Origin of the sequence: Flavilitoribacter nigricans DSM 23189 = NBRC 102662 (assembly GCF_002646595.1) — a bacterium.
GTDB lineage: Bacteria > Bacteroidota > Bacteroidia > Chitinophagales > Saprospiraceae > Flavilitoribacter > Flavilitoribacter nigricans.
On the sequence record NZ_PDUD01000029.1, the window covers coordinates 118,623 to 130,702 of the forward strand.

10 protein-coding genes are annotated in these 12,080 nt (G+C 51.8%); 7 read left to right on the top strand and 3 right to left on the bottom strand.

The window, feature by feature from the left end; translation table 11 throughout:
* Nucleotides 1-33: 33 nt before the first annotated feature.
* Both CRP01_RS24890 and CRP01_RS24895 read right to left on the bottom strand, forming a co-directional pair.
* On the bottom strand, nt 34-3,207 hold the full coding sequence (locus CRP01_RS24890; protein WP_099152824.1) for a choice-of-anchor I domain-containing protein: 3,174 nt from the start codon (nt 3,205-3,207) through the stop codon (nt 34-36).
* Nucleotides 3,208-3,366: 159 nt separating this feature from the next.
* A complete protein-coding gene (locus CRP01_RS24895; protein WP_099152825.1) occupies nt 3,367-3,942 on the bottom strand; it encodes a DUF6580 family putative transport protein in 576 nt (191 codons plus the stop codon).
* Nucleotides 3,943-4,198: 256 nt separating this feature from the next.
* Here CRP01_RS24895 and CRP01_RS24900 point away from each other — a divergent pair, with 256 nt between their 5' ends.
* The 3 genes from CRP01_RS24900 to CRP01_RS24910 all read left to right on the top strand — a co-directional run bounded on the left by CRP01_RS24900 (nt 4,199) and on the right by CRP01_RS24910 (nt 7,954).
* Nucleotides 4,199-6,058 carry a M1 family metallopeptidase gene (locus tag CRP01_RS24900; RefSeq protein WP_099152826.1) on the top strand — a complete coding sequence of 620 codons (1,860 nt, stop codon included), beginning with the start codon at nt 4,199-4,201 and terminating at the stop codon, nt 6,056-6,058.
* Between the two features lie 74 nt (nt 6,059-6,132).
* Nucleotides 6,133-6,495, top strand: a complete 363-nt coding sequence (locus CRP01_RS24905) for a cupin domain-containing protein (protein WP_099152827.1) — start codon at nt 6,133-6,135, stop codon at nt 6,493-6,495.
* Between the two features lie 247 nt (nt 6,496-6,742).
* Nucleotides 6,743-7,954 (top strand): glycosyltransferase family 4 protein, encoded by a 1,212-nt coding sequence (locus CRP01_RS24910; protein ID WP_099152828.1) that lies wholly within the window; start codon nt 6,743-6,745, stop codon nt 7,952-7,954.
* A gap of 67 nt (nt 7,955-8,021) precedes the next feature.
* On the opposite strand, the gene CRP01_RS24915 is transcribed toward CRP01_RS24910, so the two are convergent.
* Nucleotides 8,022-8,666 carry a deoxynucleoside kinase gene (locus tag CRP01_RS24915; RefSeq protein WP_099152829.1) on the bottom strand — a complete coding sequence of 215 codons (645 nt, stop codon included), beginning with the start codon at nt 8,664-8,666 and terminating at the stop codon, nt 8,022-8,024.
* Nucleotides 8,667-8,912: 246 nt separating this feature from the next.
* Here CRP01_RS24915 and gatC point away from each other — a divergent pair, with 246 nt between their 5' ends.
* From gatC to CRP01_RS24935, 4 genes are all read left to right on the top strand, one after another.
* Nucleotides 8,913-9,218, top strand: a complete 306-nt coding sequence (gatC, locus tag CRP01_RS24920) for an Asp-tRNA(Asn)/Glu-tRNA(Gln) amidotransferase subunit GatC (protein ID WP_099152830.1) — start codon at nt 8,913-8,915, stop codon at nt 9,216-9,218.
* Between the two features lie 77 nt (nt 9,219-9,295).
* On the top strand, nt 9,296-10,027 hold the full coding sequence (locus CRP01_RS24925; RefSeq protein ID WP_099152831.1) for an ABC transporter ATP-binding protein: 732 nt from the start codon (nt 9,296-9,298) through the stop codon (nt 10,025-10,027).
* 126 nt (nt 10,028-10,153) lie between these two features.
* Complete coding sequence (locus tag CRP01_RS24930; RefSeq protein WP_099152832.1) at nt 10,154-10,702, top strand: cob(I)yrinic acid a,c-diamide adenosyltransferase; 549 nt, start codon at nt 10,154-10,156, stop codon at nt 10,700-10,702.
* Between the two features lie 73 nt (nt 10,703-10,775).
* A complete protein-coding gene (locus CRP01_RS24935; protein WP_099152833.1) occupies nt 10,776-11,936 on the top strand; it encodes an NTP transferase domain-containing protein in 1,161 nt (386 codons plus the stop codon).
* The last annotated feature ends 144 nt before the right edge of the window (nt 11,937-12,080 follow it).

Below are 12,080 nucleotides of genomic sequence, written 5' to 3' on the forward strand. Positions count from 1 at the left end.
CCGCAAAAGTAAGGATCTTTATCTAACCCAGGATCAGTTAACTTTTAGTAATTGCTGCGTATGCTGTCCGCGGGCGGTGCGTACCTGCAGGATGTAGCTGCCCGCCGGCCAGTTGTGGGCATTAAAGCGCAGGCTGTGCTGGCCGGACTGAACCTGTCCGTAGTCTCGAACCAGTACCCGGCGCCCCGTCTGATCAAATACGCTGATGGTCACGGGCGTTTCTTTTTCAATCGCGAAATCCAGATTGAAGTAGTCCGCTACCGGATTGGGATAAATTACCGGGTCAATTGAGGCTACCGCCGGAGCAGCTACGTCGATCCCATCTTCGATGGGCCGCACGGAAGAAGATTCCCCCAGCGTAAAGATGGAGATGGTACCGCTTACTTCCGCTGCGGATACCAGCAGCGTTTGCCCGGTTGGGCTATCCGCCGCATCGATCACGATCAGGTCTTCCGGAGCCACATCGCCCGTCGTATCGTCTTCCGGGGCCAGGCTGAAATCCCGATTGTAGAAATAAGTCACATACTCGGCCTTATGCGGGTCCGTTACATTGTACACCATGAAACCGCCGATCCTTTCCAGGCCGATGATCGCGTAGTATACGCCGTCAATTTCCTTTACGGTCACTGACTCGGGTTCGGGTCCTTTATCGTCACTGCGATTTTTCCGATCGTCGTCGCCCTGGCTGTTGAAATAGTCCGGCAGTAATTCAGCCGTAATGCGTTCGAATTCATCACCGCTGTCGAAAATGAGGTTACCGTTCTCATCGAGAATGGAAAAAGAACGAGCGCCGTAGGAATAGATCTGATCCACATCGCCGTCCCCGTCCACATCACCGTTAGCGGCGGTCGTTTTCAGACGTCCCAGATTTTCACTTTCCTGGAGATCAGCGGCATTGGGGTAGCTGTCCGGATCCAGCACCAGGTCATCCACCCGCAGTTCTTCGGAATAACCGTCGTAGTCCCGGGAATCTCCCTCGTTAGCCGTAGCGATATAGGTCTTACCATCAATGGAAAAAGAAGCGATGGCGTCCGGCATGTACATGCCCAGCGTAGGTCTGGGAACGATCTCGATCTCATCGTCGCGATCGCTGGCGTCAAAACCGTAATTCTGCTGAAAGCTGATGATTCCCAGTGAGCTGTTGTCGGATACGCCGGCTCCGGCCAGACCGAAATCATTATCGTTCATCACCGCCAGATCACCATTCGGCAGGATGGCCAGACCTTCCGGCTTGTCGCTGGGCAGATAGCCGATGGAAGGCAGGTTCAGTACCTTGGTTTTAGCGACCGGCTGGATACCGGCAGCCGCCAGTTCGTCGCCCGTCATCATTTCCAGGGTTTTGTCGTTCTCTCCGGAAAAGGCATCTTTCAAAGACAGCGCCGTTCCCAGGATATTGGTTGCGCCTTTGGTGGTGAATTCGAATACGTACTTTTTACCGGTATCCCCGTCATCCGGCGTACTGGAATCTCTTTCCAGTACCAGGAATTTACCGTTGCCGGCGTAAACCGCATCACCGATCTTGTCGACCCGGGAAATGCCTATTCCGGATTCGCGGTTTCTTTCCAGCAGATAAACGTATTCCCGTACCGGTGTGCCATCCGCCGGGTCGATGCCCAGAATGCGGATCACGTCGGAATTATTCCGGACCCGGTTATCGGGGTTCTCGATCGGAGACTGAATAAAAGTGTAGATGATATTTTCGTCCGAGTCATAAGCTATTGCTTCAAATCCCCGGTTGGGTCGACGCTTGCTGTACACTGCGGGCAGCGTTTCTGCACCGTAGTATCCTTCGGGCTGCGCTTCGTCTCCCAGCAGAGAAGTACCTTCGGGCACGTAGCGTTCTACCAGTACCCCACTTTCATCGAAGTGATAAATAGCCGGACGGTACTCATCACACATCCAGAAATGACGATCCGGGGTCCGGAGAATGCCTTCAAAGTCGCCGCCGAAAGCATCGTATTCCAAAGCGTGAAAGGAACGACCGTCTACGACATAATCGGTACTGGTATAGACCTCATCGGAGGTAGGCGTCACCGGTACTTCATCGAAGCCGGGGATGTTACCGCGGCCGGAGATCGGGGTCACGCCATCTTTGCGGGTCAGATAGACCGGGTTGGCATCGATATAGATATTCCCGGTACTCTTGAACAAGATCAGTTTTTCCACGCGTGCCTGGTAGTCCGGCAACTTGAACGGACGCAGGTTCTGGCTGGTACCGGCCGCAGCCCGGCTGACCGTAGCTTCGTTGGGACCCCGATCCGGGATCACAAAGAAAGACAACTGATCATCGGTAGAGGTGTACGGATCGAACCAGAGTCCGGAAAATCCACCCAGCTCAACTGCCGGATTGTCGTACAGGGGCGTACCCAGGGTCGGCCACCAGGAAAGCTCATTGAACAGGTACTCTTCCAGTACCGGCTCTCCGCGCAGGTGATCTTTGTAACCCAGCGGTAGTATATCCAGTACACTGGCACGGGCAATGTCGATCACGGCCAATCCATTGTTCTCCTGCAGAGAAACGTAAGCGATGGTGTTATCTGCGCTTACGGCAATGTATTCGGGCTCCAGGTCCTGAGCTACGGTGGCGTTGGGACCGAAAAGGCGAATACCTTTGTTCAGCAGATACACGCGCTGGTCGTTAAAAGCTTCAAAAGTAATCTGAGTTGCACTGGCCGCCTCAACACCGGCGCTCAGATCAATGATGGTGACCGATCCTTCCGGGTCGATCTGGTAATCATCGTCGGGTTCGCCCTCGTTGGCTACCAGTACCTTGGTGCCGTCGGGAGAGAACGTTACCATGTCGGGCAATACACCGGCAGTTACCTGGTTCAGGAAATTGCCGGCTGCATCAAAAAATACAACAGAGCCTGCCGCCGTAGCAACTTCGTTCTCTACAGCTGCGGCCACCAGACCGTTATTTACGGCTACGGAGTTTACCCCATCTCCGTAAGCAGATATATCGATCTGTTGGATCAGGGTAGGAATGGAGGGGTTGGAGATGTCCAGTACATCGATCGTACCGGCATCGGCATTGGTGAAGAACAGTCGTTGGGTTCCGGGATCGTAAGCAACGATCTCGGCCGCCCCTTCGTCAAAAATACCGGTGGAATAGGTGGAAAGGTAGTTGACCTCTAGATCCTGAGCCCACGCCATCTGGAAGGAAAACAGGCTGAGCAACAGGCAAATACCTGGATAGAATTTCGCCATAGTGTTATGGAATTTTAGGAGTTAAAAAGATGTCCTAAAATTCTTCAACCGTTGGCGCATATAAAAAAAGAACATATTAACCTTTGTTTAATTTCTCCGGCTAATATGTTCTTATTGTTAAAAATAAACGGACTTTGGTCCGACTATGTAAATACTACATTAAATGGCCCGTTGGAGCTGCAAAACGCGCCATTGGGACTTGGCCCATTCGAAGCCGGCGAACAGTACGCCGCAGTAAACCAGATCCCCCAGCATCGTATTGCGGAAGAACGGAATACCCGCACCGAAGGCCGCCAACAGGCCGGTCGTGGTTTTCGGATACATCGGGTCTACCATCCAGGCGCCGAAGTTCGTCACCAGGAAGAACAGCACGGATGCCCCCAGGCTGGCTCCGACTACCCGCGTAATATTGACCTTTTGCAGGAATCTCATCCCGATCAGACCGATCAGAATAAAGGAGGCGTATACCCAAAGATTACCCATCCAGGTAAATCCGTCGTAGTAATCCGGATAAAGACGGGCGTAGATCACGTTGTTCAACACCAGATCACTCAGCCACATGGCGACCAGCGGTACCAGAAAAGCCAGATATTTTCTGGAAAAATACGCGCCTCCGAACAGCGCCATGGCGCCCACCGGAGTCACATTATCCGGGTGCGGCAGCAAACGGCTCAGCGCAGCCATGAGGATCATCAACAGTAATACTATAGTTCTAAATTTGGTCTGCTTCGTCATTTTTCAATTTTTTCCTGGTGTCAAAATTAAGTTAATTAATGGTCACGACCAATTTTCCGTTAAACCGAAATGACAAAAGAAGGGTTATCAATGACAAAACCGCCATTAATCAGCCGGCAATTTTGTGCTGGCAAGAAAATACACTTTCTTTGGCGCATAAGAAAAGCCGTTGAGCAACAGCCTCTAAGTCGCACGTCAATTTTGACCCGGGCTTACGGCTAAATCCCTCACGGCGACTGATTAAAAAAGACTAAGTATGACAAACAACACGAAAAAACTCAGCCTCCTGTTTGCTGGATTTCTATTGTTCACCGGACTGGTTTCCGCCCAGCCGGATCGCTGGCAACAGGCCGCCAAATACGAAATGGATATTGACTTTGACGTCAAGACCCACCAGTTTACCGGCAAACAGACGCTCGAGTATACCAACAACTCTCCCGACCAGCTCGATCGGGTGTTTTATCACCTCTATTTCAACGCCTTCCAGCCGAACAGTATGATGGATATGCGGTCGCGTACCATCGCCGACCCCGATTCCCGGGTGGGCAGCCGAATCTCCAAACTGGGGCCGAAGGAGATCGGATATCACCACATTCTATCCCTTACCCAGGACGGTAAGCCGGTTAAATACGAAGTGGTGGGTACCATTCTGGAGGTAGAACTCGACCACCCGATCGAACCGAACAGTTCGTCCGTTTTTGTAATGGAGTTCGAATCACAGGTACCGGAGCAGATCCGTCGCTCCGGCCGCAACAATGCCGAAGGAGTTGATTATTCCATGGCGCAGTGGTATCCTAAAATGTGTGAATACGACTACCAGGGCTGGCACGCCAATCCTTACATCGGTCGCGAATTCCACGGTATCTGGGGAGATTTCGACGTCACCATTCACATCGATAAAGAATACGTGGTAGCCGCTACTGGCTATCTGCAGGAACCGGAGAAGATCGGTTTTGGATACGCCGGCGGAACTGATGTAAAACACAAAGGCAAAAAAGTAAGCTGGCAGTTCATCGCGCCCAACGTACACGACTTCGTTTGGGCCGCGGATCCGGACTACACCCACGAAACGCTGGAACGGCCCGACGGTCTGACGCTCCATTTCTTCTACATCAAAACGGACAACAACGCCGATGCCTGGAGCCAGTTGCCCAATATTATGACCAATGCGTTCGACTTCATCAACAAACGCTACGGTCAGTACGCTTACCGCCAGTATTCCTTTATTCAGGGCGGTGACGGCGGTATGGAATATCCAATGGCTACTCTGATCACCGGTGAGCGCGGGCTGAACAGTCTGGTGGGTGTTTCCGTGCACGAACTGATGCACAGCTGGTATCAGATGATGCTGGGTACCAACGAGAGTCTGTACGCCTGGATGGACGAAGGTTTCACCTCTTTTGCCAGTAGTGAAGTGACGAACCACCTGCGCGAACAGGGCCTGCTGCCGGGCAACAGCCGGGAGAATCCACACGTAGGTACCGTCCGGGGTTTTGCCCAATTCACGCAAACGGGACTGGAGGAACCACTGAGCACGCATTCCGATCATTTCGTGACCAATACGGCCTACGGCCGGGCGGCTTACACCAAAGGTGCCGTATTCCTGGTGCAGATGAATTACATCCTGGGCGACGAGACCTTCCGCAAAGCCATGCTAGATTACTTCAACACCTGGAAATTCAAACACCCGAACGCCAATGACTTCATCCGGATCATGGAGAAAAACTCCGGTCTGGAACTGGACTGGTTCAAGGAGTATTTCGTGAATACGACCCACACCATCGATTACGGCGTAAAATCCGTCAGTGAAGAAGGACAGAAAACCAAAGTGGAACTGCAAAAGGTCGGCGTGATGCCGATGCCTTTGGATGTCCGGGTCACCTATGCGGACGGAACGGAAGAATATTTCAATATCGCGCTGAGAATGATGCGGGGCAACAAACCCGCGGAAATGGCTGACGCCAAATACTCCAACCTGGTGGACTGGCCGTGGACCCACCCTGAATACAGCTTTGAACTTCCCGTGAGCATCGATAAGATCAGCAAGATCGAGATCGATCCCAGCGGCCGCATGGCCGATGTCGATCTTTCTAACAATGTTTGGGAAGGCAATTAAGGCTCGTCCGACACACAATTTTCTGTTGCCGGTTGTCTCGATAACCGGCAACAGAAAGTTGTAAATTTCACAGTATGTTAAAAAAATCCGTACAAGATACTCCGGCTTTTGTGGCCGGAGACCAAACCCTGATCCGGGAAGTTTTACATCCCAAAAACGAAACAATTAACCTACCTTACAGTCTGGCCTACGCTACTTTAGCTCCCGGCCAATCTTCGGAGGCACATATTTTGCGGACTAGCAGTGAAGTATATGTCTTTGTTCGGGGAAGCGCCCAAGTATTTGTAAATGAGGAAACTACACAAGTAAAGCCCGGGGATGTCATCCACATTCCGGAAGGTGCCCGGCAGCACGTTCGGAATGACGGCAACGAAACCCTGGAGTTCTGGTGCATCGTCGCCCCGGCCTGGTCCGCGGAAGACGAATTAGTCATGTAGCCGCACTTGTGACAAAAATTCCTCCATTAATTGAGCAAAAAAGTTATTTTTGCCCATCAATACTTTACTTCTGCTTCCGGTTTTGGTGTATTCTGATTTATGGGCTCTCGTAGAGTGAGTAATGATCTATCGATCAATTCCCGCTAATAAACAGTCGGGGAACAGCGTTACATCTACTTGACTAGTGCCCGCGTGTGCCATTGTCTCAGCTTACAGGCAATGGGTTCGTCATCACAAACCAAATTGCATGAAGATTCTTCAGCTCTGTAAAAAGTTCCCATATCCGTTAAGAGACGGTGAATCCATCGCGGTAAATAATCTGAGTCGCGCACTAAAAGAGGAAGGTTGTGAGATCAGCCTGCTGGCCATGAATACCAGCAAGCACTTTTACGACAGTAAGGTCCTGCCGGATGCGCTTGCCCACTACCGGGAGGTCATCACCGTAGAGGTAGACAACCGGATCCGGATCTGGGATGCTTTTAAGAACCTTTTTTCCGAAGAATCCTACCACATTGCCCGTTTTGTATCGCCGGCTTTTACCCAGAAACTCTACCAGGTACTCCGCGAAAATGAGTACGATCTGATCCAGTTGGAAACGCCCTATCTGGCGCCTTACATACCGGTGATCAAAAAGCTCAGCAAAGCACCGATTGCCATGCGGGCCCACAATGTAGAACACGAGATTTGGGACCGGATCAGCCGGAATACGCGCTTCCTGCCCAAAAAGTGGTACCTGCAATATCTGACGCGTAAACTCCAGGCCTACGAGATCCAGCAACTGAACAATTACGATGTACTGGTGGCGATCACTGAGCGTGATCTGGCCAAATTCCGTAACCTGGGCTTCCGCAATCTCGGGCTCAGCGTACCCATCGGCATCAACCCCGATGATTACCGGCCCAATTTTTCATCTTACAAAAAGCACCTGTCGATCTCCTTCATCGGTTCGTTGGACTGGATGCCCAATCAGGAAGGACTGATGTGGTTCCTGGATAAGGTCTGGGAGAATGTGCACAGTCATTTCCCCGAGCTTACCCTCCACATTGCCGGGCGCAATACGCCGGAATGGATCCTCTCCCTGAAGCGTAAGAATGTAGTGATCCACGGCGAAGTACCCAGTGCAAAACACTTTATCAATAAACACAGTCTGATGCTGGTGCCCCTGCGTTCGGGAAGCGGCATGCGCGCCAAGATCCTGGAAGGCATGGCGCTGGGCAAAACCGTGATCTCCACCTCTATCGGCCTGGAAGGCATCCACGCCCGGGACCGCGCCGAGGTATTGATCGCCAATACTGCCGAAGATTTCATTCAGAGTATACAGTATTGCTACCAGAGCAACGGTGAGCTGAAAAGAATGGGAGAAAGAGCGCTCGATTTTGTCGGCCAGCACTACGACAGCCGCAGTATTGCCCGCAAACTGGTACAGGCCTACGCCTCCTTTACGGTAGAAGCGATTTGATCATTTGATCATTCAATGATCTGATGATTTGATAATCAGATCATTACATCATCAGACAATCACATCATCAAAAAAGTCCGTGTAACTCCGCCCGTACCATATCGATCACCTGCCCGAGATCCTCGGGATTATTCTTGAAATCCAGATTATCCACGCTGATGACCAGCAGCCGTCCTTCCTGGTAGTTGCCGATCCAGTCTTCATAGCGCTGGTTCAGCCGCTTGAGGTAATCGAGGCTCATATTGCCTTCGTAGTCCCGGCCACGGGATTGGATGTGCGCCACCAGAGTGGGAATACTGGCCCGCAGATAGATCAGCAGATCCGGCGGCTGGATCTGGGAAGACATCGTTTTGAAAAGATCAAAGTAGTTCTGGAAATCCCGGCCGGACATCAGGCCCATGTCGTGCAGGTTGGGCGCAAAGATGTAGGCATCCTCGTAAATGGTCCGGTCCTGGACCACGGTAATATCTCCGTTGAGGATCTTCAGCACCTGCTGGTAGCGGGAATTGAGGAAAAAGATCTGCAGGTTGAACGCCCAGCGCTGCATATCCATGTAAAAGTCGCTGAGGTATGGATTGTTGGCAGTAGTTTCGTAGTGGACATCCCAGCCGAAGTTCTTGGCCAGTTGCTCACACAGTGTAGTCTTCCCGGCTCCGATATTGCCGGCGATTGCGATATGTTTAATTCCCGCAGGTAGAGATTGCTCCTTCATAAATAATTTTCTTGATAGTAGAGGTTGCCGGAGAAAGAGGTAGCTTTTCAGCATTCAGGAATGGCCTCCGCTTCCCGGATCTTAACCTCCACCCTGTGCAATCCGGATACCAGTACCCGAACTGCTCAAACTTCCCGATCGGCACGAAAATAATATTTTTCCCTACATTTGATTTTCTTTGGCTAAAGAATTTGAAACAATTACCTTTTAACCGATAAAATCTCGGTAGTCGTCTAATTTTTTGCTATGCAGATAGATGAAAAACTAATTTCGAGGCTTGAACATCTGGCCCGCCTGGAACTTTCCGGCGAAGAAAGAGCTCATATTCAGGGAGATTTGAATAAAATCCTGGATATGGTAGAAAAACTGAACGAACTGGACACCACAAACGTCCAACCGCTCGTCTATATAAATGAAGAAGGCAATGTGTGGCGGGAAGATGAAGTGAGAAATCAGTTACCCCGGGAAAAAGCCCTCAAAAATGCACCGGACGAAGACGGCACCTTCTTTAAAGTACCGAAGGTGATCGATCTGGACCGGAACGATGCATAAGTCAGGGAACAGGCCGTGCAAACGTTAACACGTTCAAACGTCAACACATTAGCACATTAACACATCAACATATACCAATGGATAGCGTAATCTCCGTCAAAGATCTCATGAAGATCTACATTATGGGTACTACCCAGGTAAAAGCCCTGCAGGGGGTAACCCTCGATATCGCGCGTAACGAATACGTGGCGCTGATGGGTCCCTCCGGTTCGGGAAAATCCACCTTGATGAACCTGTTGGGCTGTCTGGACTCCCCTTCCAGTGGAGAATACTGGCTGAACGGCACCAATGTAAGTACCATGACGGATAGCGATCTGGCCGAGGTCCGCAACAAGGAAATTGGTTTTGTATTTCAGACTTTTAACCTGCTGCCCCGCCTTTCCGCACTGGAAAATGTAGCGCTTCCGCTGGTGTACGCCGGCATGAGCCGCTCCCAGCGCAACGAACGGGCCCAGGAAGTGCTCGATTCCGTTGGTCTCGGAGACCGCGTGGATCACAAACCAAACGAACTTTCCGGTGGTCAGCGCCAGCGCGTAGCTATTGCCAGGGCACTTGTCAACCGGCCGTCCATTATCCTGGCCGATGAGCCTACGGGTAACCTGGATACCAAGACCTCCGTGGAGATCATGGGGATCTTTGAAGAGATCCATAAACAGGGAAATACGGTGATCCTGGTAACGCACGAACCGGATATCGCCGAACACGCCCACCGCATCATCCGCCTGCGGGACGGTCTGGTAGAAGTGGACGAACGCAACGAAAATGTGGTGAGCGCCTACGATCCGTCGCACCGCTACCATAATAAATAGAAGAACGGGTCCGGTAGTTTTCCCTCTCCTACTCTACCACAGCCCGATCCGGTACTAAAAAATGGGGGCCGACAAAAACCGTCGGCCCCCATTTTTTGTTCCCTATGGCAAACAAAGGGAAAGAAGATGGCTTTTAAGATCTACACGAAAACCGGAGATTTAGGGGAAACAGGACTATTCGGGGGCCGCCGGCTCTCCAAAAGCCATTTGCGGATCGACGCCTACGGCACGGTCGATGAACTCAACTCCCATCTGGGCCTGGTCCGGGATCAGCAGCAGGACGAAGCGACCCGGGAAATCCTGCATACCATTCAGTCTAAATTGTTTTCGATCGGCTCCATTCTGGCCAGTGATCCCGATAAGCAGCTACCGGTACCCGAACTGGAAGAAAGCGATGTCGAGGCGCTGGAAACGGCCATGGATGAGATGGATGCCCAACTCCCCGAACTAAAAAATTTCATTCTGCCGGGAGGTCATCCGCAGGTTTCACAGTGTCATATTACCCGCTGCGTTTGCCGACGGGCCGAAAGGCTGGTCGTTGCGCTGGCTGCCATGGAAAGTGTACCAGCCATCGTGATCAAGTACCTCAATCGACTGTCCGACTATCTGTTTCTCCTGGCCCGCTGGACCGCAAAAGAACTGGAAGTACCGGAAGTCATCTGGAAACGTAAGTGATCAGCAGTCCCTCCGCTTTGCCGGCCTACCGAACTATATATACCGCCTCTTAACCACTGATCGATCTACTGCAATGAATAAAAATACCAAACATACCAAGCACGCTAAACTGGAACGCCCGCAACTAGGCACTTTTGCCCGCCGGGAGGTCGCCTTTCTGGGCACGCCCTGCGGGGTCATCCAGCAGCTGAGCCGGCAGCTTATCGATCAACTGGGCCGGGAGCTGAAAGTAGCCTATGTAGATGCCGATCACGGCAGTGGCGATGAAGCGGAAGCCGGCATACTGCCGCACAGCCAGTTAACCTACACGGATAAGATCAGCTTCCAGCGCCTGGACCTGCGGGTGGAAGCGGATAGCTTCCAGTACCGGCAGTGGTTCAACGGACAGGATCTGGTGCTGGTGAACGGGAACCACTTCCGCGCCGAACAGCAGATCGTATTTGTTGATCCCCGAAAATTCGAATCACTGGAACGCAAACTGGACCGCCTCACCGGAGTAGTCGGTTTCATCAAACTGGATGCGGCAACCGAGATCCCGGATTTTCTCAAAACCCATCTGCCCGACTGGCAGGCACTCCCCGTCTGGCAGGCGGATGAAGTGGCGGCAATCGGTCAATTCATCCGGGACCAGTTCCAGCGGCAACTGCCGCCGGTGAAGGGTCTTGTACTCGCCGGAGGTAAAAGTCAGCGCATGGGCAGGGATAAGGGACAACTGAACTACCACGGCCGACCGCAACGGGAATACCTCTACCAACTGATGGAGACCCAACTGGGTATCCAGGCGTATCTCTCCTGTCGGGCTGATCAGGTAGAGGACATGCCCTCGGATCACCGCACGGTGGTGGACAGCTTCCTCGGCCTGGGACCCTACGGTGCCATCCTTTCCGCTTTTCGGGAAGATCCCAATGCCGCCTGGCTGGTCGTAGCCTGCGATCTGCCTTTTGTCGATGAAAGTGGGCTGCAGTACCTCCTCGATCAGCGCGGTGTGTCGGCAGTAGCGACTGCTTTTCACAACCCGGCGACCAACTTTCCGGACCCCTTGCTTACCCTCTGGGAACCCCGCGCCTACCCGGTGCTGCTCCAGTTTCTCTCCCAGGGTTATTCCTGCCCCAGAAAGGTGCTGATCAACACTCCGGTGCATACCGTTAACATTCCGAATGAGCATTTATTGACCAATGTGAATAATCCCGCAGAATTCGAAAAAGCCAAAACAATATTAGCCAAAGCCGAATAGCCGCCCGTTCTAATTTGGAGTTTTCAAAATCTGGCTTTTTTGGCGTCTCTCAAATAATCTGTCATCTTATTGACAAATTCCCAAATATCGACGCCAGAATCCCCTTTTTCCTTTGAAATTTTAAATTTTTTATAATTTTGTCTC